A 25,773-nucleotide genomic window follows, 5' to 3' on the forward strand; every position below is an offset into this window, starting at 1 on the left:
TTGATGAATACTTAATATTTATTTAGCCAAAGATAGGCGCTCTATCTGATTTCCCATCTCTTGTCTGACAGACTCAAGAACTTGAGGATTGCGCGTCCAATTATCCCAGTCAGAAGCAACTTTTCTAGTGATTTTTAAAGCCGCATCTTTACCAGAAACTTTTTTCATCATTTCGATATATTCATAGTCTTCTACTCCATCGCGCATCCATTTTAATCGCATGGAAGGAACAACACTATTTATACCCACTTGTTTTCCGGGGTATACTAAAATTCCTTCACCAGGATATTTTCTATTTTTTCTATCTATATAAGCTTCAACATCTTGCCACGGATTCTTAGTCCACAAATCTATCTGCCAGTAAAAAATACCTGTAAACCCCAGACTTTGATTAATGAAACTGTGAATTATGCGAAAATTAATCGGGTCAAAATCTAGTAGCAACTTGGGTGAGTAGCTATCTAGCATGAGGGGATTATCCAACCAAACTTGATCTCCTTTAGCAATTACTTCGGATACTCTTTCAGAGGCACGTTTGTACATTTTGGGTTGGACAATCCATATATCTACAGCAGAACGTCCCTTTCCAGAACCATCATCATAAAGCTGTGGATTAGGGGTCACATACATCATCACTGGTATACCAACTTGATGAAAAGCTTGAGACCATTTTTTCACTGATGAAAATAAATTAGGGCATTTATCAAGTCCATGAGCATATCTAACATATAAAAATAATTCTCGTTGATGTTGAGATACTGCTTTACTAATTTCATCCACAGAAGGAGGTGATCCTATAGAGCATTTTTTAGAAGTCGCATCACTCCAAAAAGGTAAACGTAGAGTAGTTAATCCCCACTTATCGATTAATTCTCTCTCATCTGCTATCGGCATATTTATTGATGGCAGAACTGGCATAAATTTGTGTTTTAAAAGTTCAATAATAGATTGTTTATTGTACTTTTCTTCTTTAAAAGCAAAAGCAGACTTAAGAGAAGGTTTGAGAGGTAGTACAAAATCCCAAACCTTAAGGGAGATTTCACCACGAGTTTCTGTGCGATCGCTAGTTACAGTAAATACTGCTTTATATTCTCCAGCTTTTGCTGTACGAGGAACAAATATATCTACCCAAATAACTTGATTTTGACCAGATTTAACATTAAAAGGAACTGCATCTAATTCAGCACCTTTAATATCTTTTTGAGTTTCAGGATTCACAAATGGAATTAAAGCATCTGCATACCATCCCTTACCAGAAGGTAAGTTAGTACTTGCTATGACTGTAGGACTAGAATTACGTACTTCAATATAATGTTCTCGATAAAGAGTAATATTAGACTTGGAAATGATCTGATTATTTTGACTCACTAAGTCGGAAACAGAAATATTAACATTGCTCAAATTATTCTTATGGGAGCTAATTCCAATTTGAAAAGATTCATATTCTCCGCGAGCTGCATAAAGAACAATAGATCTATTATTTCCTGGTTTTTCATCTAGCTTAGTTCTGGCTAAACTAGAAACTGTCCACACTATTGGGTTATCGGAATTAGATACAGATAAAATACTATCTTCGTATAGCGTGAATAGAATTATCACAAAGATGATTAATGCTGCAAGTTTTATTTTTCGGTTTAATGTCAACATTTTTCCCTGGATAAGTACTGAGCTTTTAAGTACTTGAGTTGGACTTTGCTGAATCAGCAGATGAATTAGCAATGTTTAGATATAACTAAACAAGATTCTTTACAGCCTTGAATATTTGCACGCAACTAATCCATACCTTTATTCAGCAAAGCCCAGAGTTTAAGCTAAAAATTAATTGGCTTGAGGGGAAAAGCTGTCTTAAAAATCTCTGATACCTCAAGCAAACTAATGGATGTAGATTCTAAGCATTTACAACATTGCTAAAGCATCCGCGATAGCGACCACGCGTATCAATAATTAAATCACTCTTATTGAGAATCATCTCGTAATCAAATACATCGTGATCGGTTGCTAAAACTATACAGTCTATTTGAGATAAAACCTCCGCGTTAATATCAACTGAACTGAGATTGAAATCATATCTCCGCTTTTTAGGAAATACTGGAATATAAGGATCGGCATAAGAGATAATTGCTCCTTTCTTTTGAAGAATATCCATTAGCTCAACTGCTGGAGATTCTCGACTGTCATCAATATTCTTCTTGTAAGCAATTCCTAGAAGTAAAATTCTAGAGCCTTTGACAGATTTACCTCGTTCGTTAAGAGCTTCTGTAACTTTATCAACCACCCACTGTGGCATAGCGGTATTTATTTCACCAGCGAGTTCAATAAAGCGAGTATCGACGTTATATTCACGAGCTTTCCAAGTGAGATAGAAAGGATCAATTGGTATACAATGGCCACCCAGACCTGGTCCAGGATAAAAAGGCGTAAATCCAAACGGCTTAGTCGCAGCGGCTTCAATCACCTCCCAGATATTAATATCCATGCGATCGCAAACCATTTTCAACTCATTTACTAGCCCAATATTCACGGCCCTGTAAATGTTTTCTAAAAGCTTGCTCATCTCTGCAACCTTTGTTGAACTAACAGGAACTACCCGATCAACAATACTGTTGTACAGAGCTAAACCTACCTCTAGGCACGAGGAGGTCGCTCCTCCGACAATTTTAGGAGTATTGGCAGTGTTGAAATTGTAGTTACCTGGATCTTCTCGTTCTGGAGAGTAAACCAAGAAGAAATCTTTACCAATGGTAAAGCCTCTACTTTCTATCCGAGAAAGCACTTCTTCATCTGTTGTCCCTGGATAAGTTGTACTTTCCAAACTTACAATTTGTCCAGGTCTAAAATAAGGAATTAAGGCATTTACAGTATTAATGATAAATGACAAATCCGGCTCATTGTGAATTCCTAAAGGTGTGGGAACACAAATGATCAATACATCAACTTTTTGGGCATAAGAAAAATCATTAGTTGCTTCAAACTTACCAGTTTCCCAAGCAGATTTTATTCGTTTAGGGTCGATGTGCTTGATATAAGTTTCACCACAATTTAGCTGATCAATTTTATTTGAATCGATATCGAAACCCAGAACCTGAAAACCAGATTCAACAAAACGGAGCATGAGAGGTAAGCCAACATATCCCAAGCCGACAATGCCAATCATAGCCTCTTGAAATTTGATAGACTTAATAAGTTGATCTTGCATTTTTGCTTCTCCTAAAAAAAGATAAAAAAAATTATTTATGATCTTGCTTCTAAATCACCAAAGTTTACCAAAGAAATGTTTAATTCTTGGATAATTTCCCCTATCTTCGGGTGACACAATAATTCTTTTTGCCCATCGTATTTAGTACCACCTCCGGGATGAAAAATCATCTCAAATACTCCTGTTGGTGTTTGTTTAAATACGCAAGTCAACATATTAATTGACAAGTCTAGTGATGCCGTTGGTACTGATGGAAAAGGGGTGAGTACGTAATCAGGTGATATAAACTGGAAACGCCGAAATTTTAATGTTTGGATGGTTGTCAATCCTAACGCAGCTATTCCTAAAGGAGACTTTGCAAAATGCTGTAGTCTTAACTGTAATTGGCTTTTCTGTTCTGATTTGCTATTCACAAAATATCTCCGATTGGTGCGCATATGAATTACACCATGAGCTTTACCTACCTGAAGCATCTCATCTAGAACTTGTAAATTGCGACCATGAATATGCTTATGGGAATCAAGATGAGTAACCTTGCCTACAAGCTTGATTAACTTCGATAATTGAGCGTCAATCTCAGATCGAATATGCTCGCGTTTGATTCTTCCAAACCACACTCGGCGCAAGAATTCATCTATATCCCAGAAATGACCTGTTTTATCAACAAGCGACCATATTGATTCAGGAGGAAGCACGGGATATCCCGAAGTCAAATTTACGTGTAAACCAATACCAACTTTGGGAAATGCTGAAATTAGCCCAGAGATTTCTTCGGCATAAGGCATATTAACCATAACCGTTGTACTTGTTAAGATTCCTCTGGCAGAAGCTTCAACAATTGCCTGATTGACAGCCTGTGTCTTACCAAAATCATCAGCATTAACGATTAAACAAGATGATGATGTTTGATAATTAGCTATTTTGAGTGCATATCTTTGTGATAAACTCATTTTCTAAATCCCAATATTCGAGAATTAATAATAGCTAAGGGTATTGAATTGTGTTTTCGTATTTAACACCTTCAAGAGCTATTTGTTGATTAAGACGTGCATTCCAAATCTCAAGTCTATCTACAGTTGATTTTTCAACCGATAGATGCTTACAAGCATATTGAAATGCGCGATTAGAAAACTCCATCCGCTCTTCTTCTGTTAAACATAACCATCTATCTAACTCATTTACGATAGAGTTAATGTCATCTTGTTTAACCAAAGAACCCAAATTTTCTGGCGCTAGAAAATCATTACTACCAGGTGTGGATGCTATCACTATTTTACCACAAGCAAGATACTGGCGCACTTTTTGCTCAGAAGCAGCATAGCTTTTGGGAAGAAGGATAGATACGCCTATATCTAAAGCATTGACATAAATTGGAACCCGATCGAAAGGAACATATCCAGTAAATATGCAATGCTTTGTTACCCCTAGCTCTTCAGCCAAATTCCTAAGTTCTTCTACCCCTTTTCCATCTCCAAGAATAACAACTCCAAGATTGGAGTATTTAGACAAGAGCAGAGAAGCTGCCTTGATTAATTGCGTTCCTCCTCTCTCATGAGGAAGATTTCCCACGTAACCAATTATTGGATGATATTGTGTGAATCCTAATTCTCTTCTTGCTTCATTAGTCGATGTAGGGAAAAAGCGATTTGTATTTACCGAATTATCAATCCAAACTATCTTATTTGGCTCTACAGCCAGAGTCTCTTGCAGATATTGTACATGTATTTTACTGACACAATCTGTCGCTATAGCATTCTGAACAAGTTTTTTAACTAGTAGTAAATTAACTTGCGACAGGGGATTGCCAAACCATTTAATTTTTTCTTGAATAACATTCATCAACCCTTGCCCTAAAGTTTTTATGGCATAGGGTATACGATGCTTTTGAGTAATATACAGTGGAGCAAGAGGCATCAGATCTAATCGGAATACTAAGAGATCAAAATGACGAGTTTCTAAAAGTTTATTAGCTAATTTAATTTGTGAGATGACATGACTCAAAAAATATCTCGGATTATGATATTTATGAGGAGAACAAAATGTACATTGTTCAATCGGTAAATCTTCAATTTTATTCGCAGGCTGAGGTATTAAAAAATGTGCTCTCTTGCCGATAAGATTATACATTGATAAAATAAATTCTCTTTCGTTAACACCAGGCCCATTGCCAATTGATATGTCAACTGAGGAAATATAAAGAATTTGTCCCGATTCTAATAAATTACTCATAATTTTCTCCTCATTAAATGCTAATCTCTGGAAGATCATCGGATTCATGGATTGAAATTTATACTTCAGTAACAATTTTGCGAAATATATCTGCCAACTTAGCAGCATTGTTTTGAATTTGAAAATCTTTTAAGACTTTACTCCTGGCATTAGTACCAAGATATTTGCACAGGTTTTCATCTTTTATTAATCTCTCGATAGCCACAGCTAGAGACACAGTGTCTTTTTCTTTGACAAGCAAGCCATTTTGTTGATCTTCCACCAAATCGACTATACCTGTAACTGGTGTCGTAATTACAGGCAATTCGCAAGACATTGCTTCAATTAATACTACAGGTAACCCGTCTCGATTACCATCATTAGCAACTACACAAGCTAAAACAAAAATATCACTTTCTTGATATTTTTTTAGAACTTGCTCAGGTTTTAAGGAACCTAATAAATTGATACAATTTTGTAGATTATATTGCTCGATACGTGCTTGCAATGATTCTTTAAGAGGTCCTTCTCCGACAATATCACATTGAAATAATAATCCTAATTTTGCTATTTCTGCACAGGCATCTATAAGATATTTAAAACCTTTTTTTTCTATGAGTCTGCCTACAGATAGAATCCGGTGAATCTTAGGAGAAGGTTGTTTAGAGATTGCTTGAAATCTATCTGTTTCTAAACTACAGTAAACAACCTCTATCTGATTTTGATTAATATTTGGGCATAATTTAGCAATGTAATCTCTATGATAATTTGAAATAGTCACAACTCGTGAGGCATGTTCTAATTGACGGCGTACATCATGAGAGTTTCTCTTAAATAAGCCCACAGCATGAACATGGATTGAATAAGAAATTCCTAGTAAATCCGAAGTTATTCTAGCTGCGGTAGCTGCCAAAGTAATGAAATGTGCATGAATATGCTCTATTTCCAAAGCCTCTATTTGCTGAGCAAAATAGACACTTTTAGGAAAAATGGCTAGAGTTTGAAATAGAATTTTTGGTTCATGGTAGTTGTGCCAAATAGTTTTGAAAAATGCTGTGAGATACTTTTGTGGTGAATGACTCAGAAAATATAGCTGGGCTTTTAAGATTTTCCCTGAAAAGAAAGGAGCATATCGAACACAAGAAATTAAATGTTTGCTCTGTTCTTCGATTTCTATAGTTTTAGGTTGAGATAGAGAAAAAATATGTATATCTACATTTTGTTTATAGACCCAAGTTATTTCCCGATTTACAAATGTTTGTGTTAATTGGGGAAAAGTTCCTAATATATAAGCCATTTTTAAATTTTTAGTTGGCATAATTTTATCTCCAAGTTTCATAATTAATGTCAATTTATTTGCTATAATTAAATAATTATCTATTGTTAGGCGAAATATTTTTAAAGGTATTTATATTTGGTGAAACTTTTATGTGCTTTTCAAAGCTTGTTTTTGCTTTTTGGGTTGCCTGCAAGTTTAAGCAAGCATTCACGACTACCAAGTTAGGGAATAACCAGGTTAGCTTTTTATTTGACCAATTCAGTGAAGAAATACCTATTCCTAAAACCAACAAAATAGCTAGCCAAAAATTACGCTGAAATTTTTGTTGATGGATGGCATGATAAACAACATTTATGATGATTACTAAAAATAAAGTAAAACCAATGACTCCCAATTCAACAAGAATTGACAAGTAGGTATTATGGGCTAACTTTCCTATATCTGTAGATGCACGAAAAGCATTACTACCAACTCCAAGTATAGGATTTCTTAAAAAAGAACGTAAACCTGCTTGCCATATTTCTACACGACCATTCAGATCTCCTTCGGCAATAGAACTCTCAATAGTTCCTAACCTTTGAAGTAATTCAAGCGGCACAAAGTTAGGAATATTAATTATAAATAGTGTTAACAATACCAAAAAAACAACACGTACTCTTAAATTTAAACGATGCAAGTTGCTGAAAATGTATAAGAAACCAAAAAGGCTGGTTAATAATGCACCTCGACTACCAGTGAGTAACATTGCAAAAAAAGCAGATGGGATGTACAAATAATTCAACCACTTTAGCCAGTAATATTTTGACTTATTAAGAGACAATGCTAGGTACCATGCGATTGGAATACCTAATGCCAAAATTATTCCAACATTATTGGGGTCGAAACCTATTGCAGAGTAACGTGAATTTGTTGAGATGGTAGCATTTTCATGATTTCCACTGATGAAATTTAAGACTAAGCTACTAATTGTTACCCATGCCCCCAATAAGTAAGCTTGAAGAGCATATTGAACAGACTTGGGTGTTGTATACAAATCCCAAATAATATATACGAAAATACCTAGTTGTATATAAGTTTCTAACTTGTCAAGAGTTTCTGTTACATTAATCGTCCAAAAAACACTAAATATATTCCAGCAAACAAAAATAATAACAACTATATGAAAGAAATGAGGTTGACGAATTTTGCCGCTATAGATAACTTTAATCAGCCAAAATACTGCTGATAGTAGCCCAATTCCTCTGCTAATACTTCCTATGCTATCGGATTCGAGTATGTTTTCCCACGGAATAGTAAAAATTAAAAATAGTGAAAATATAAAAGTAAGTTTATGCATATTATTTAAAGTTTAAATCACTAAAGGTTAGGGCGATATTTCTAAGTATAAAATTCAGGCATCTTTAGATTTTTTGAATAAAATACGGACAAAATTCGAGGTTTGTTGAGCTATAGATTTATCTAACACAGTAATAACGACGATGTAGCTAGAGATGCCTGCTAAAACATAGATGATAATTTGTAAATATAAATTTAACTCGCCAGCAATAAATTTTAACCCCCACATAACAGAAATCATCAATAAGGAAGCAATCATTGGTGTGATATATTGCCCAATATAAGTAATAAAATTAATATTGATTAATTTGGCTACTGCAATTAGTGATATTGGGAATAGTAAGTAACCTATAGCAACGTAAGCAGATGCAACTGCCAAAATACCCCATTTAACAACAAATAAGAAAGCAAGGACATTACAAACTGAATTGAGAAGCATGATTTTTAAAAGCCAAGAGGCTTCTCCAACTGCCTTAATTACAGTATTATTGAAATATGAAACTGAAAGAAGAATGCCTATTAAAGATAAAACTTGCATGACTGGAATGCTTGGTGACCATTTAGAACCAAACAAAGCAAGTACAAGTTCAGGAGCTATGATTAAAAATCCCAGGAATATGGGAAAAGATATTAAACTAGTGTATTTTGTGACTTGATAAAAAGCTCGTCGCATTCTTTCTGGTTCCATTTGTAAACGAGAAAAAGTTGGAAATGCAACGGAAGTAGTAACGCCTGTTAGCAGCTTAATCATTACTAATAAAAGTCGATAAGCGACCGTGTAGTAACCTAAAGCTACTGATCCTAAAAAATAACCAATGAGAAAATCATCAGAACGGCGATTAAAAAAATCAAGAATTTTGATTCCGGTAACGTTCGCTCCAAAACTAAATAAGTCTTGAAAATGCTTGTAAGAGAAATTAAATTTAGGTTGCCAATTACTTACTTTCCACAAAACTATAGCTGCAACTAAACCATCAATTAAAATTTGAACAACTAAACTCCATACTCCAAAACCCAAAAAAGCCATACTCATCCCAATGGAACCACCAACTATTGCCGCTGTTAATGAACGGAGTGTTAGACTTTTAAAAGCAAGCTGGCGACGAAGAATAGCTTGTTGGGTACTACTGAGAGCTATAATTGGCAAGCTTAATGATAATGCTTGTATTACCAGAGTTAGTTGTGGCTCATGAAATAAAATTGCTACATGTTCTGCAATAAATATTCCTACCAAGGCTAATAGAGTAGCAGATAATAGACTTGTCCAAAATGCGGTATCTAAATGTTCTGGTTCCAATTCTGACCGCTGTACAATTGCATCGCTGAATCCCTGATCTAGAAAGATTTCAACAAAAGCAATGAAAACATTAGCCATAGCTACCAAACCAAAAACTTTTGGCTCTAATAAACGTGATAATACTAAGAATGTGAGGAACGATATCACTTGAGTTCCCCATTTTTGGATTACTGACCAGATAACTGCTTTTGCTGCTTTATCTCGCATATTTAAACCTCGCCCAAGTTGAAACCTGGAGTTTTTTAAAAGGGAACAGGGAAAAAAAGTATAAGATTTGGGAATAAAACGCGATTTTGAAAACCTTATATTTTAAAAATAGACATGGTTTATATCAATGCCATTAGAGTTTCGTTGGCAATGTGTTCAACAGATTTCTCGCTTGTATTAAAATGGAGTATTTTTATCGGAGAATTGCTTTTGATTTGGGTAATAATTTCCTCATAAACTCGGCGATAGTTTTCTAAAAAATTATGCCCTTCTATATCAGATTTTTCCTTGACTTCATGCCAAGTATCTCGATTGTGGACTCGTTGTAATAAAACTGTATTAGGGGCATCAAGCCAAACTACAATATCTAAAGTATTCATCCACTGAGCCAGGATTTTATTTGACCATTCCTGATAAATTGGGCTTTTTGTAATATCTGGACCACAAGCAAGAAGTCTTGCTAGTCGGAAAAGTGGGCCATGATCAAAGAGGATTGCCAAATTTTTATTGTCTTTTTCTCTCTCTAAAATTTCATGCCAAACTTGTGTATATATCATGGAACGCGTTTCTTTCCAAGTGAACCAACGAGTATGTTGATATTGACTGATAAATGTTGGGAAGAATAATAATGTGTTGGTAATCAAGTAAGGAATACAATCTATTTCGTTGGCTATTACCCCCTCTTTAATATTTGGATGACTCTGTTTTAAGGCTCGTAAAAGGGTAGTTTTTCCCGCACCTGCAGGGCCAAGAAATTCTACAATCAATGGTTTTTGGTTTGCTTCTTGTTTCTGGAAGCTGGTTTTAAGCAGATCAATCATATTTGTGACCACACTAAAGATTTGATTTGAGCAATAACTTCTGATTTAGAAACAGAGGTATCAATTACATGAGCATCTATCGCCTGACAATCTAATTCCCAAACTTCCGTAGAACGCACTCTTACATGAGATTCTTTTTCATCTGTTTTGCGTTGCACAGCGGTTTCTGGATGCAATTTCAGAATAATTAATACTTCAGGTAAAGCAATATATTCATACCAATGTTGTTCTAACTTACTTAAGAAGTTAATAAACTTATTTTGGCGTTCTACACTGACGACACGTTCTATTTGGGGTGTATCCATTAACTTGATTTCCGGTAAGGGAAAGCGATCGCAGATGACAATACCTCCATTAGTTGCAAGGCGTCTGGCGCGAGCATAAGTGAGATAGCGATCGCGAGCTGAACAAACATGCCAAATTAATGGTGAGTAACCAGGAAATTCACTAGGGGTGTGAGTATAAACGCGAGTGGGAGCAGAAGACTTACCTGGAGTGACGATATCCGTGAAAAAACGGGTAATTTTTAATCCGCCTCTCACTATGTTAGTTGTCAACGATCTTGGTGGTTTTCCCAAGTGAAATTTAGTAGTGTCGAAGTTTTTTGATAGCCAAGCATATAGCTCATCAACAGTGGTGGATTTACCTGCACCATCTCCACCAACTAATGCAATCATAACTCCACCGTTAACAAAGCGTTTTTTGAGGGATTTTTTCATAATCCGCCGTTTCATCATCCTGGCTAGCTGTCGCCAAATTTTCAAATAAACATCAAGAATATGAATTCGCCGTGAATGAGCCTGTAATTGTTTTTGTACTTGATGACCTAATTGAATTCGCTCCCAAATCGGATAATTTGGTTGCAAAGATTGTACACAAGTGTTAAACAGTTCTGCATTTATATAGGGTAAATATTGCTGCAAATGCGCATATATTTGTATCCAGTTCACTCGCTCTTGCAAGTATGCTAATTCCTGGCGAGCATTGTTTGGTAAATCTCCTTGACGAGTTAGAATTGCATCCCAAGTAGAATATTTGAGAATCATCCTCATCACAAACACAATAAATTCAAATTCTACCGTGGGAGTTTTAAATAATTCTCCTTGGGTTACAGAATCTAAGAATTGTTTTTCAATTGGTAGGCGATAGTTTTTTGTGCGATCCTGACCTATGATAAGTTGATAATGGGCATGAACATGAACTAATTTATCTGCGTCAGCATCGTAGCCATAATAGTCTAAGACGCTAGGCATTTGCTGTTCTAAGGGGGCTTTTGCTTGTTTGAATCCTAAACGAAACAAAATTTCTGTAAACTTTTGAATATCTTCACGACCCACCAGCAAATCCAGATCATTTTCACCATTTGCGGAACGATCTAAAGCATTATTACTTTTCCAATGGCAATAATTTATGCCTTCCAAGTTTAGGGTTTGACATAGTCTGGATACCAGTTTTAAGGTTGATTTATTTTGAATAGAAGAGGCAATTTCTAGCATATTTTTTACTGTCTAGCAAATTTATAGGATTTCCCACAACAAGCGACGTACATCAGCGATCGTTTTTTCTGGTGTTTGATTGGAACTGACTTCAATAGTGTTAGACTTGGGATACAAAGGAACAATCCGATTGCTATGTCTGCTGACGACATAATCTGCTGGTTCCTGTTTTTGTCGTTGTTGATTACGTTCTATAGCCACTTCCACAGGAACGCTCAAGCGAACGACAATATCTGCGGGGGGAATTTGGCTGTAAATACAGTGTTCTAAATTAGCCAAATATTTCAGGATCTGATTTTTCCCACCACTTGCTTCGGGAATTGTCAATCTGGGACTATCCATAGCTCCCAAAGTAGTAGATGGATAGCGATCGCAAATCACTAGTTGACCATTAGCAGCTTGACGACGTATTTTAATTGCTAATTTCCGTCTGTCCCAAGCTACTAATACAGAACGGACTGCATACAGCAAGGAAACACTTTTTGCCTTCTTAGTTGTATCAGTTACGACCGTACTCATTCTGTCTTCAGCCGCTACTCCTCTCAATAGAGGTAAGGCTAGATTAGGTAAAAAACTTAACAAACTTGATGGCGGTTTACCTAAATGGACTGAAGTAATATGAAATACGCTTCCTAACCAGCTGGTAGTATTTTTAACTAATGTCGATTTACCAGTTGCTTCCGCACCAACAAAAGCAACGATCGCACCACCCGATGTTAGTTGCTTTGATTTTCCCGAACCGAATAAACGCCACAATACGCGTTGAATAAAGAGTTTACCTCTGAATAACCATTCGGCGATAGGTGATAATCTATTAAAAAGTTTTAACTGTTGCCGCAGTTGAATAGATAACCAAAAGAATTTAAAAAATGGCGCTTCTTGTTGCAGACAGTCGAGACATTTATCAAATAAATGAATGTCTATAGATGGTAAATAGTCTTGTAGCAATAGAGGATATTGTTTTTGCGCCTCTTCATCAAATAAATAATCAAGTTCTTTTTTTAAAATTTCTCCACTACATTTTAACAGCAGATATTCCAGAATCGCAGCGTGCTTCACCATCATCCGCAGCACGAAAACTATTAATTCTGCGCCTTTAATTGGTATAGGTACACCTTCTATATTTATAGTTTTATGTATCAATACCTCTTCTAAAGGTAGACAATAGTTTTTCAGCAAACTTTCGCCTGTAATCAACCGATAATAAATATGCAGATGAACCAATTGCCCAGTTGCAATATCAAGTCCATAAAAATGGTGAATTGCAGGGTAATTTATTGGCAATATTTCTCTAGCTCTTTTAAAATTTAACGCTGATAAAACACTTTCAAATCGTTGAGCGTCTCTGCGGTCTACTAAAATATCTAGATCGCCGATTCCTGATAAAGCATCTTTGAGGGCAATATTACTTTTCCAATGGCAGTAAGCAATTCCCTGATGCTCTAATTTAGTAATTAAAGCCTTGACAATGCTTAACATAAAAATTGCTTGTGTTATATATTTAATATTTCATACTTTATAAAGTTATCAACAATATTTTTACCAAAGTTTATATTTTTTTGATATTGCTATTTTTTGGCAGAATAAAAATAGCAGGAAACAGCAAAGTTCAAAAGTCAAAAGATGAGCGATTGCTTCCTTGTTAAATTATTCTAATTGATAATAATTAGCGGTTAATTTTAGCTTTCGCCTAATCAAAAACTGTCTGGTTACTTGAGGAATTCATTACAGCACCACATCAATAGAGCAACCAGGTAAAATTATGGAAACACTTTTGACAAAGAACTTCTGCTTTGAAAGAGTCAGTTGCCATTTGTGATTTATCTGTTCCCTTCCCTTTGGGGATAAGGGAGACTTGAGTCCCCCTCTCCCCTCATCCCCTTGGAGGAGATTTCACAATCAACAAAATCTCACGCTGTAAATTCCACATAGAGCAAAGGAGCGCCGAGTTGGTCACCATCGAAAGCCTCCGCCACTCGCGATCCAGTCCCGCTAATAATTGTTGCTAGAGAATTACCGCTACTCCAACCTTGTCGATTGACAATTTCTTGAATTACGTTTTTCAGATCCGGAGTGCGTTGGTCAGCACCGACTGTCCCCACCGTATTCCAGGTAGGTACAGCATTCCAGACAGCATTAGCATCCGTGAGTAATCTGGAAGATATATCACCTCTGGTGCTGGTGAATGTCAAAGCATTATCTGCATCTTGTCCACGAATCGTCAGGTTAGTTGCTACCGAGGTAGTTTCATCCACCTTAAATTGAATATAAGCTTTATTGATCGTTGCTCCTTGGGGAATATTTACGCCAACAAAACGCAAGCCCACAAGTTGATCGCCGCCATCGTTGATCAACTCTAAATCCGAACTACTCAAATCCATGCTTCCAGAAGCTCTTTGTTCGGCATCATCGCTACTAGATGCGACCCGAACCGCGATCGCTGTGGGGACACCACTACCATCTGTAACATTTACCGCCACCGTGGCTTGGTCGTCTTCACCAGCGATATTATTTCCAGGAGTAGAATCTGGGTCTAGTTGATTAGAAGCAGTTACCTGTGCAGTGTTGCTAAAGCTACCTGTATTTGCGGCTCTAGCTGTCAGGGTGAGGGTAGCTGTCGCACCATTATTCACTGTCCCAACCGTCCAAAGACCTGTACTGCTGCTATAACTCCCTTGGCTTTGGGTGGCTGATACAAAGGTTAATCCTGATGGCAATAAATCTGTGACTTGTACTCCCGTCGCTGCGTCTGGGCCAGTGTTGTTGACATTGACGCTGAAAGTAATATCGTTACCCAGAAGCGGATTCGAGTTATTCACTGTGCTAGTAAGTGACAAATCTGCTCCCGGTGCTGGTGGTTTGTCAATGTACTCGATATGCAGCAGTGGCGCTCCCGCCGCATCACCCTCGAATGACTCCGCTACTCTCGCCCCTGTGCCAGTAATAATTGTTACTAAAGAATTATTACTTGCCCAATCGGGTCGATTAATAATTTCTTGAATGACAGAAGCAATATTATTTGTGCGTTGGTCAACACCTGCTGCACCTACAGAATTCCAAGCAGTGGGATTCCAGGTTACAGATGCTGTGGTTTTGCTGCGGGAAGAAATATTGTTGCTTGCTGAGGTAAATGTTGGGGCATTACCAATCGCTTGTCCCTGAATGGTCAGGTTGGTTGCGGTTGTGGAAGTTTCATCTACCTTAAACTGAATATAGGCATTGGTGATGGTCACTCCTTTGGGAACATTAATGCTGTTGAACCGCAAGCCAACTGTTTGGTTATTACCATCATTGACCAACTCTAAATCCGAACTGGTTAGACTGACGCTTCCTGTTGCGCTTTGTTCGGCATCATCACTACCGGCTGACACCCGGATTTGTCTGGTAACTACATTGGGGCCAATACTGGCGCTGGCTTGATCATCTTCGTTCGGGTTGTTGTTGTTAGGTGTGGAATCGGGGTCAGTGACAGATGAGGCTGTTACCTGTGCGGTATTAGTGATGGTGCTAGTTGGTGTTGTTTGTACTGTTGCGACTAAATTCAGGGTGGCGTTGCTACCACTGTTAATTGTGCCTACATTCCAAACACCTGTGCTGCTGTTGTAACTCCCCAGGCTTGAGGTAGCAGATACAAAGGTTAATCCTGTGGGTAATTGGTCTGTTACTGCTACGCTGTTGGTGTTTTGTGGGCCTCTGTTATTTAATGTCAGGGTGAAGGTGACATTTTGCCCACCATTGGGAGTAGGGTTACTAACTGTTTGCGTTAGTTCTAAATCCGCACCGCTAGGTGGTGGCGGTGCTGCTGGTAGGATAAACTCGAAAATCTTACCATCATTTTCATTGGGATTGTTGTCATTATCAACGCCGCGATCGGCAACATATATACTTCTGGTATTGGAGTTATTACTAGTAGGCGCAATTGTTAAACCAGCAGGTTTGCGTAGACCTGGCCCAGAAATATTCAGACTTTGGATTAAACTCCCGGAAATGCTGACTTCTGCAATGGTATTTATGGGTTCACCAATCAGGTAGATAGAACCACTAAGCGGATCGTAATCGATCCCTTCAGGATCGAGAAAACCCAAACCAGCGGTATCAAAGTGGCTAACTAAGGTTCCATCTGTAGTTACCTGATAAACTTCTGCGTTGACCCCATCCAAAACAAAAAGAGTTTGTCTTTCAGTTCCGTTGATAATTTGTTTGGGGCCAAAGGCTATTCCTTCGGGGTCACCACTCCCAAAAGGTGTGGTGGAAAAGACAGTCCGCACATCACCTGTATCACCGTAAACTCCATTTACTGGATTGATGAGATGGATTCTCCTTTGATCGTCATCCGAAACCACCAAAAATCCGTTAAATGGGTCATTTGAGTTGCTGGGATTAAAGTAAATATCTACACCAGTTGGCTCGTTTGAGAAAGACGTTGTACTCCATGTCCGATCCCAAGTCGTTCCCGTACCGGAGACGCTTCTCTCAAACATGTTCACCCCGCGAAAGATGGACATCTCATCTACTTCGCCATCAGCAATCAGTAGCCGATTAGTATAAGGGTTGTAAGCAATACCTGATGGGTCGGGACTAGAGGGGGAAAATACTGAGGTATCAATGGTGCGAACTAAGGTCAGAGTTGTGGTGGTAGCCGCTGCAACAGCTAAGGGTTCAGCGAACGATAACTCAGCGATTCCTAAATTAGCATCACTAACATATAAATTATACTGGCTGGGAGCATCTGTAGCATCAAGAGTAGGCGCAAAAGTGATTGCTTCGGGTTTACTAATTCCCACTTGATTTAAGTTGCGATCGCTTACAGTCTCTCCTGAGAGATTAATTTCCACAAGCCGCTGCTCGTCAGGAATTAACAGTTGAAGATTACCAGTGTTTGGGTCAACAGCAATACCACTGACTTTATTTAATTTTTTATCTTTAAGATTAATCCGCGAAATTTTGGCATCCGTAAAACTGCCACTTTCACCTGGAGTGACAGCTATTATTTGTCTATTTTCTAAAAATAATAATGTTCCATCTGGAGCTACTGTGAATCCTTGGGGCTTTTTCAGACCAATTTTCCTGATATCAAATCCTTGTTGCTTAGGTAAATCTAAACGACCATCAGCGTTAATTTTATTTACCAGAATTTGCTGGCTTTCAGCGTTAAAACTTAATATACGGTTGCGTTTAGCATCAAAAGCAGTGTTAAATACAGAATTCCCTGCTTGTACTTCTCCCGAAGGAGCAAGCTCGGTCACTTTTAACTCTGTTTGGTCATCTTCACCTTTTTGCAACAGTAACAATTTCTGATCTTTTGCCGAGAAAACTAAACCCTTGGGGTTAGTTTTGCCACCAAATAAATCTTTGAACTCATCGAAATCGTTAGCTTTTCTGACGAAATTCTTGGTCATGATTTTCCCCGCAAATTTTAGGTAGTTTTTCTTTAATAATTCCTATTCGTACCGAGATACCTGCTTAGGGGCAAGGTAGGGACTAGGGACGAGGGATTTTCATCGCCAGGTTTGTGAGCGATCGCCTGTGGGGGCTGATGAGACTAGGGATGAGGGATTTTCATCCTTAGTTATGGGCGATCGCACATCATTAAGAAGCTTGCATCCTGAATTAATCACCAATTATGAATTCCCAGACAGCCCTACTACAATATCTGGAAACCATCGACGCCACCTAACAGCCCAGCAGTGGCAGCATCCCAAAATGGAGTAACATTACCGATGGTGTTGTTACTATTTAGATCAACTGTAAAGATTGAGCTGCCGTTACCACTGATGCTGGTATCACCTATGCCAACGGTGTAATCTCTTCTGGTACTTAGGAAAATGTCACCTTCGCGATCAATCCAGGCAGCATCAACATCTTCATCAGTGTTAGTATTCAGACCTAACTGGGCACCAACAAAATATAGTTCCCAAGTGTTACTGGTGGGATTGAAGGCAAGTAAGTCTTCATCTTTAGCAGTAATGCCAGACGCATTAAAGTGACCATTGACACTGATCACTAAGCCACCGTCTGGTGCAAATGCAATAGCATCAATGTTTTCGTTAGCGCTATCTTCTAGTCCTACCTCCGAACCATCAAGGTACAATTCGTAGGTTCCCGTACTGTAGTCACCTGAGGTTGATGGTTTAAAGCGGACAATGTCGGAATTATCAATGGTTAACCCACCAGGTAATGTAATACCACTTTTGTTAACGCTTAATAAAATGCTGCCGTCGTCTTCAACATAGAAAGCATCTACATCGACATTCAGGTCACCCAAACCTACTTTGGAACCATCGAAAAATCTTGACCAGGTTCCGTCTTTGGTGTCATAGGCTAATATATCTTCATCTTTGTAAGAGACACCACCGACTGTGCCACTTTCATTGGAACTGACATAGTATTTGTGGTTAGCTTTCTCGAATACGTAAGCTGCACCAGTGTTGGCTCCCTTCTCGTCATCTCCAAACGCACCGATCACTACATGATCGCCGTCAATATCAACTGCATTACCAAAGAGGTCACCTTCAGCTGCACTAGGGTTAGTAAAAGTTTCTGATAATTTCCCTGTTGTGGCATCAAACAAGTAAGTTGCTCCACTGTTGGATGCTCCTGTGTTATCGCCACTCGCACCAATCAACACTTGATTTCCAGAAATAGCAACTGAAACCCCAAATATGTCACCTGGTTCTGGGGTGGGGTTAGCGAAGGTGTGCAACAAGTTCCCCGTAACCGCGTCGAACATGTAAGCTGCGCCAGCATCGACTGCACCTAGATCATCAGCGCGAGCGCCAACTAATATTTTGTCGCCATCAATGTCTACGGCACTACCAAACAGGTCAGCATCACCTGGATTAGGATTGAGGAGAGTATGTACAAGTTGTCCGGTTACAGCATCAAATACGTAAGCACTCCCAGTATCAGCAGCACCTGTATCATCTAAGAAGGCACTAATAACAACTGTGTTACCCGATATCGCCACAGCGAAGCCAAATAAGTCTCCACCCTCAGGAGTAGGATTGTCGAAAGTCTGCAAAAGTTCCCCAGTTTTGGCATCATACAAGTAAGCTCTGCCACTGTTTGGGGCACCCTGATCGTCATAGGGTGTGCCAATCAGCACTTTGTCTCCAGACATTGCTACGGAGTAACCAAAATAGTCCCCTCCAACTGGATTGTTTTTAAAGAAAGTTAGTAAAAGTTTCCCTGTTAGCTGGTCGTAGAGATAAACCCCCCCTTTATCGTTATCACGGGGCGCACCAATCAGCACTTTGTTGTCAGAGATGGCTATGGAATTACCAAACAAGTCACCACTCTTGGGGGTGGGGTTGAAGTAAGTCTGCAACCTTTGTCCGGTGAGGGTGTCAAATAGATAGACTTTAGCAATATCAGATTCACCCTCCTCACCTCCCACTGAGGAAATCAGCGCATTAGTGCCAGAAATAGCCACTGCATTGGCGAACAGCACACTATTGAAAGAGGGATTGACTAGAGTTTGTTCAACTAAGAAATTAGTGATAGCCATAATGATGCTTTTTATCTCTGGGTTATAGAAATATGGCGAGCGCCATCAAAAATGAAGAAAATTTGCAAACGTGAATTCACAAGCAAAAAGGAGAACTATTTAGTTCCATAAGCAGCCTTCAATGACCTCTGAAAATCCTCTAGCCGATCCTTCAGAGAACAAATCGCTGGCTTGTCTGAGGATTACAAGTAATTCGTGATTTAACTTAGCCTTTTGGAAATTGTCGTCTTTTTTATCAGCCCTATGAGCGGCTTTGGCAGAGGGTAGAGGAAGCATTACACTGTCGGTGTTCCCACAGTTGCAGCAACTAGCTTGATACGAAGAAAGAAGCGAAAATTTTTGTCCAATCTTCACACCATCTTCATCGGAATTTAATCCAATCAGCCAATTAACAACCTGATAATTTTCAATTAATAGTGGGTTTGAAGACCCAACTAATTGCCTTGTTTGCCTTGTGTTTACTGCCTTTTTCCTGCTTGTAATAGTCATCAGTTTTTTCACACCCAATTATCTACTTCTTACTCTTATGTACTACATTTCTTCAGTTTTAATGCGTCTAGCCTATAGCAAAACCATCTATGCTGTTAGTTGCATTTAATCCAGCAGCTGAACCATCCCAAAATTGGAGCAGACTGCCACTAGTGTTAGACCCAGTCGAATTTGGAATAAATGTGAAGATTGAGTTACCATCCCCACTGACAGTGCCAGTGACACCTGTAGCAGAGTAAGCTCTTATGGTACTTAGGTAAATATTACCACCATTATCAACCCACGTAGCATTAACGTCTTCATCACCGCTAGTATTAAGAGCCAAATCTGAACCATCAAAATATTGCGCCCAGGTTCCAATAGTGTTATTACCAGTGGTGCCCGTGAAAACTAGTAAATCTTCATCGCTGCCATTGACAATACTGCTATTGACACCAGGAACACTGGGACTACCACTGGTACTGATCAGTAAACGATTATCTGGCAATATCCCAAAAGCATCAATGTCTTCATTACTAGTATCTAAGCCAACATCTGAACCATCGAAGTATACTTCATAAGTCCCAGCAGTATTTATCCCTAGGGAAGTAGGAGTGAACCGGACGATGTCAGAAGCATCAATAACCACTCCCCCTGGCAGGGTGAAGGATGTCAAACTAGAACTGTAATCTACACTGAATAAAATACTGGTGATAATACCATCCGTATTTTTTACTATATGAAAAGCATCAATATCTACACTTGTACCACCCAAACCCACATCAGAACCGTCGAATAACATCGACCAAGTGCCATTATTGGGATTATATGCCAAGATGTCTTCATCACCGTAGCTACCCACTCCACTGACGTTGCCAGAATCAATGGTACTAACATAGAAGGTGCTATTGTACGATACAAAAACGTCATCGTGGCTTGTGAGTTCACCGTCTTCTGCTGTCAACCGCAATATATAAGTACCTGGGGCAGAAAAGGTAGCTGTTGTATCTATGGCATTAGGAATAAAGGTAACAGTCCCCGTCACCGGTCCGCCTAACTTACTCCAAGTACTATTGGTAATTGCTCCTGGTGGGTTTGGTAGTCCATCATCGACAACAGTGCCATCTAGATCAACATGATTGACTGCAACTATCTGGTTTACACCTGCATCTACTGTAGGTGCTGCATTAGTGAGGGTAAATTCATATAATTTGCCATCATTTTCGTTGGGATCTGTGTCGTTATCAACTCCTCTAGCGACGACATATAGGTTAGTCGTTCCTGGGACTTTACTAGCTGGTGCAAATACTAAACCTGCTGCGTTTAAAGAACCGGCAGCAGAAATATCTATTTTCTGTACTAAAGTACCACCAACGGTCATCTCAAATAACTCACCATTGGGGTTCCCAGATAACGCATATAAATGTCCATTGTTTTGGTTATAAGCTATACCTTCGACATCAATTAACCCCATGATTGCAGTATCGAAGGAAGAGATAACATCATCTGCGGTGCCAAATTTACCGTCTGCTCCGGCATTAATCCGGTAAACTTCTGCGTTAATCCCACCACCGATAAACAGAGCTTTAATTCCACGGCTCAAATCATTAACATAGACTACATCTTCTGAGTCTGTACTACCGAAAGTACCAGTGTTTATCTGACCGACTTTCACATCATCCCCAGTACCAAATTTCCCATCTGCACCAGGAGCGATTTCATAAATCCTGCGAGCATCGTCATCAGAAACAAATATGTTTCCGGTATTGGGGTTAAAGCTTACCCCAGTTGGTTCCTTGGTATAGGTTTCTACATTTCCAGCACGGACTTGTGTACCATCTAGGTTGACTTCAAATACATTACTACCACTGTAAAAAATGTTGGTGGGTTCCTCCACTTCGCCATCAACAATGAACAATGTATTTGAACTCGGTAGGTAAGTAATACCAGAAGGGTCAGGACTGGAATTGGGAGAATACACAGATGTATCAGTAGTCCGCACCAAAAAAGCCTGGGTGACGGATGCAGGTGCAGTTGCAGCGGCTGCTAAAGAAAGTTCTGTAATTCCCGCACCTGTGGGATCAGCAACATACAGACTCTGCTTATTGCTGGTGTCTGTGGTGTCGGAAGAGGGTGCAAAAACTAAATTATTTGGATCTTTGAGGACTAGTTCAGATGCATCACGGATTGCAAGCAGCTGACCTTTTTGATCGAGTTCATAGAGCTTTTGCTCCTTAGGAAAACTTAATACATGAAGATTTCCAGTGCTAGAATCAAAAGCTATGCGTTTGGCATGAACAATATCTGGCAGTAAAGCCACCTGGACAAGCCCTGCTTTATTAAAGTTACCCTGAGCATCTGGCAGAATACTGGTAATACTGTTTTTCTGTAGGAGAAATATGCGTCCAGTATCTGGATCGATGGTGATGTCTAAAATTTTGTCCAGACCCCATTTATTCACGTCAACTGTACTGCGTTGAGCAGTATTTAGACTACCATCAGGGTTGGTGGCGATCGCTATTAATTGCTTTTTTGGGTTCAAGATTAGCAACCGTTGGTTCTTTTCATCATTAACTATCAAGGAGTTGTCGAGAAACTCAGGCGATATATTCTTTGTCGAAAGTTTAGGATCTTGCTCTTGCTGAGAATTGATCGCGATAATTTCATTATTCTCTACGGCGAAGAATCGTTTGGCTTTTCGCGAGTAAGCCAGACCCTTCGGTTTCAGGGGCTTAGCACCATTAACCCGATCGTCAAAAATATGTACTAGTCTCAAGGGACTGAAATCTTCTAAATCTTTAACCATAATGTTGAACTCAATAAGCCTGTGAGAATTTGTTCTGGAGTCATGTTCACCCCTGTAGAAGCACCGATTTTTGTCTAATGAAGAATTATTCGCTTATTCTTGCATATGTGATTGAGAATTGAATCTAATTATGCGTTTGGAAGGGACTTTACTATTATTTTGAGCTTCGGTTAATCCATGATTTCCTAAATATTTAGGCTTATATCCAGGAACTATTTGCTCTAGTAAAAATACAATGCAATTAGCATCATTTATCTCCGCTGCTTTACACAATCTTTCTACGGTAACATCCAGATGTTCGGGAATAAATAAACTCGCATTTTTCACTACTAATAACTTTTCATGCTGCGTTAACTTATATTCTTCTCCTTGAATAAACAACTCTTCAAATAATTTTTCTCCGGCTCTCAAACCTGTAAACACTATCTCAATATCTTTGTTGACTTCATAGCCGGAAAGGCGAATTAGTTCTTCTGCTAAATCAACAATTTTTACGGGTTCACCCATATTTAGCATTAACAATTCACCACCACGACCCAATACGGCAGCCTGTAAAACAAGTTGTACTGCCTCTGGTATGGTCATAAAATAACGACAGATATCGGGATGAGTCACAGTTACTGGGCCACCTGCTGCTATTTGTTTTTTGAAGGTGGGGACAACACTGCCGCGACTGCCTAAAACATTGCCAAAACGCACTACATTATAAGGCTTATTGTTGTCTCTGGCAGCTTGCAGTACCAACATTTCGGCTACTCTTTTAGTGGCACCCATAATATTAGTTGGATTCACTGCTTTGTCTGTAGAGATCATGATGAAATGCTGCACGTTGTACTGCTTGGCCAGATCCAGCAAATTTTTAGTTCCTAGGACATTATTGGTGATTGCTTCTGCAGGATTTAATTCCATCAGGGGGACATGCTTATGCGCAGCCGCATGAAAAATTACATCAGGTTGGAATTGCTCAAACGCTTGTTCTAATCGCAAACGAAAACGAATATCAGCAATGAATGCAGAAATATATGGGGTAGTTGTTTGGGCTTGGCTATCTTGTTTGATAATGCGGGAAAGTTGTTCTAATTCCTGCTGGATATTAAATACAGAATTTTCTCCATGTCCTATCAGGATCATTTCCGCAGGAGAGCATTTAAAAATTTGACGGCAAAGTTCGCTACCAATTGATCCACCTGCACCTGTAACTAGTACTTTCTTACCTTGCAGAAATGTGGCAACTTTTTCAATATCCGTCTCTACAGATTCGCGTCTTAATAAGTCTTCTATGCGGACATCGCGAATAGCGTCTACCCGCACACGACCATTGAGAATTTGATGTACTCCAGGTAAGGTGCTTGTGGGAATTCCCGTGGTTTTGCAAATGTCTACAATTTCGCGAATCACCCTTCCTGCAACTGTCGGCATTGCAATCACCACTTTTTGGATCTTCAGGGATTTGACAACCTCCGGAATGTGGTGGCGATCGCCGACTACAGGTAGTCCACAAATTTTTAAGTTGAATTTCTCAGGATTGTCGTCAATATAAGCTACAGGATAAAAACCTAATTGGGGATTTCTTTGCATTTCTTGTACTAGCGACACCCCAGCACTACCTGCACCTACTACCAATACCCGCTCGCATAATTTCAGTACTTCTGGTGTTCGCCTACTTTTTGCTACAGCCCGAACACTAAATCGCAGTCCACCAATAAAAATAAAGGAAAGCAATCCATCAATAAATGGTAGTGAATGTGGCAGTTTATTGATCGTAAAATATGGTACATAACAAAGAGCATCGAACAAAAGGCTTTGGATGACTACCGCAGCCAAAACTAGCATACCTATATATATCAGTTCCTCAACACTGGCGTAGCGCCAGTAACGCTTATAAAAACCAAGACTCCAAAATAAAATTAGTTTGACTGCTAAAAATAGTACTGTTGTAATTCCTAGCTCTGCTATGTAGGTTTGTAGGGAAAAAGCACCATCTAACCGCAGAGTCAGGGCTAATAATGGTGTGATTGTAAATAAAACAATGTCACAAACTAATAAATGTCTATTTCTCAGATGCATTAATTTGCTTGAGAAAATATTTGTCCATCTTTGAACTGCTGATTGAAGGTTGAGGAGTGAGTAATTCATGTCTTCTAAAGCTATTAAACTCTGAGCATGTACTTATTTTTGGTTGTTGCAGCCTGAAAGGCTTCTTGATTTACATTGTGTGTGCTAAAAAAATTCCTTTGTAAGGGTTAAAACTGACTTGGCATCATTATTTTGATCATCCACTAAATTTTACATTTCTGAAGCAACCTACTGATATCTTTAAAAAACTTTCAAATATGCATGACAGTAGATCGGTGGTTTTACTCACCGCAGAATCATGGCGATCACAATTTTTTCACAGTAGGAAATAATAGTTGCATTATTTCTTCTACTGACAAATGTAACTAGGGAATAAAGACAAGTTTATTGATCTGAAACCAATAGCTGATCGAGGCTTGCGCTAAGCTAGTTCCAGTTGCTCTGAGTAAATAAATGATTTGATGAGAGCATGGATGTGGATATTCAACCTATTTATCCGGTGCATCCTCATTTGGAGAAATATGTGGCGAATGAATTTCGCTACCTACACAAATTAACCAATCTAAGTACGTCTATGCAAACTTATTATTAGCCTGAAAAGCCAGACTAATATATGGAAAATCGCTTTAGGTATACATCTTTGCAGCAGCGACTTCCAGTCTCAAGGGAATTTTCCAAAATCAGGTACACCTGTTTATCGCGTTGTGTATTTCAACTTAATTTTCCTACCGGCTTGTGTTAGGAATGCCAGCTTCACTAACTTTGCTGCGGTATATTAGCGATAAACAAAGAGTTTGAAAATAGTTTGTTTTTATTTAGCTTATCAAGACCGAGCTTTGAATTCCATTTTGATTTAACCGACTAGTAACTATCCTCCCAGTGATATTTCATCCTCAAGATATTGAAATTTGTTTCTATAAAACTATTATCACTTGATTTCACTGAATGTGAATATCAATTTATAAACTGCAATATCTGAGGATAATACTCATTCATGCGAGTTTTATATCACTTTTACATGAGTTATTTTGTGTAGATTTCATGAAATAACTGACTGGGGATCGGCAAATATATGTA

16 protein-coding genes are annotated in these 25,773 nt (G+C 38.7%); all 16 read right to left on the bottom strand.

Annotation, left to right across the window (positions count from 1 at the left end):
* Positions 1-18: 18 nt before the first annotated feature.
* The 16 genes from AACU32_RS20560 to AACU32_RS20635 all read right to left on the bottom strand — a co-directional run bounded on the left by AACU32_RS20560 (position 19) and on the right by AACU32_RS20635 (position 24,756).
* Entirely contained in the window at positions 19-1,647 is a 1,629-nt protein-coding gene (locus AACU32_RS20560) for a DUF4091 domain-containing protein (RefSeq protein WP_096602782.1), read from the bottom strand.
* A gap of 241 nt (positions 1,648-1,888) precedes the next feature.
* Positions 1,889-3,196, bottom strand: a complete 1,308-nt coding sequence (locus tag AACU32_RS20565) for a nucleotide sugar dehydrogenase (RefSeq protein WP_096602784.1) — start codon at positions 3,194-3,196, stop codon at positions 1,889-1,891.
* A gap of 35 nt (positions 3,197-3,231) precedes the next feature.
* Positions 3,232-4,146, bottom strand: a complete 915-nt coding sequence (locus AACU32_RS20570; protein ID WP_096602786.1) for a carbohydrate deacetylase — start codon at positions 4,144-4,146, stop codon at positions 3,232-3,234.
* Positions 4,147-4,180: 34 nt separating this feature from the next.
* On the bottom strand, positions 4,181-5,425 hold the full coding sequence (locus AACU32_RS20575; protein ID WP_339378130.1) for a glycosyltransferase family 4 protein: 1,245 nt from the start codon (positions 5,423-5,425) through the stop codon (positions 4,181-4,183).
* Positions 5,426-5,483: 58 nt separating this feature from the next.
* Positions 5,484-6,722, bottom strand: coding sequence for a glycosyltransferase (locus tag AACU32_RS20580; protein WP_339378131.1), 1,239 nt, complete (start codon positions 6,720-6,722; stop codon positions 5,484-5,486).
* A gap of 55 nt (positions 6,723-6,777) precedes the next feature.
* Complete coding sequence (locus AACU32_RS20585; RefSeq protein WP_096602792.1) at positions 6,778-8,019, bottom strand: O-antigen ligase family protein; 1,242 nt, start codon at positions 8,017-8,019, stop codon at positions 6,778-6,780.
* Between the two features lie 54 nt (positions 8,020-8,073).
* Entirely contained in the window at positions 8,074-9,522 is a 1,449-nt protein-coding gene (locus AACU32_RS20590) for a lipopolysaccharide biosynthesis protein (protein WP_096602794.1), read from the bottom strand.
* A 119-nt stretch (positions 9,523-9,641) separates the two neighbouring features.
* A complete protein-coding gene (locus tag AACU32_RS20595; RefSeq protein WP_096602796.1) occupies positions 9,642-10,343 on the bottom strand; it encodes a deoxynucleoside kinase in 702 nt (233 codons plus the stop codon).
* The gene (locus AACU32_RS20600) at positions 10,340-11,839 is read right to left on the bottom strand and encodes a hypothetical protein (protein WP_096602799.1); all 1,500 of its coding nucleotides are present in this window, start codon (positions 11,837-11,839) and stop codon (positions 10,340-10,342) included. The genes AACU32_RS20595 and AACU32_RS20600 overlap by 4 nt, the downstream gene beginning before the upstream one ends.
* Before the next feature lie 21 nt (positions 11,840-11,860).
* Positions 11,861-13,318: a hypothetical protein gene (locus AACU32_RS20605; protein WP_096602801.1), complete on the bottom strand. Its 1,458-nt coding sequence runs from the start codon at positions 13,316-13,318 to the stop codon at positions 11,861-11,863.
* A gap of 431 nt (positions 13,319-13,749) precedes the next feature.
* Positions 13,750-17,238, bottom strand: coding sequence for a DUF11 domain-containing protein (locus AACU32_RS20610; protein WP_096602803.1), 3,489 nt, complete (start codon positions 17,236-17,238; stop codon positions 13,750-13,752).
* A gap of 99 nt (positions 17,239-17,337) precedes the next feature.
* Entirely contained in the window at positions 17,338-17,460 is a 123-nt protein-coding gene (locus AACU32_RS20615; protein WP_339378132.1) for a hypothetical protein, read from the bottom strand.
* 23 nt (positions 17,461-17,483) lie between these two features.
* Positions 17,484-19,346, bottom strand: coding sequence for a WD40 repeat domain-containing protein (locus AACU32_RS20620; protein WP_096602805.1), 1,863 nt, complete (start codon positions 19,344-19,346; stop codon positions 17,484-17,486).
* 99 nt (positions 19,347-19,445) lie between these two features.
* Entirely contained in the window at positions 19,446-19,835 is a 390-nt protein-coding gene (locus AACU32_RS20625) for a hypothetical protein (RefSeq protein WP_096602807.1), read from the bottom strand.
* A gap of 67 nt (positions 19,836-19,902) precedes the next feature.
* Positions 19,903-22,620 (bottom strand): hypothetical protein, encoded by a 2,718-nt coding sequence (locus AACU32_RS20630; RefSeq protein ID WP_096602809.1) that lies wholly within the window; start codon positions 22,618-22,620, stop codon positions 19,903-19,905.
* A 93-nt stretch (positions 22,621-22,713) separates the two neighbouring features.
* On the bottom strand, positions 22,714-24,756 hold the full coding sequence (locus AACU32_RS20635) for a polysaccharide biosynthesis protein (protein ID WP_096602811.1): 2,043 nt from the start codon (positions 24,754-24,756) through the stop codon (positions 22,714-22,716).
* Between the last annotated feature and the right edge of the window lie 1,017 nt (positions 24,757-25,773).

The organism is Calothrix sp. NIES-2100 (genome assembly GCF_963875285.1).
GTDB lineage: Bacteria > Cyanobacteriota > Cyanobacteriia > Cyanobacteriales > Nostocaceae > Aulosira.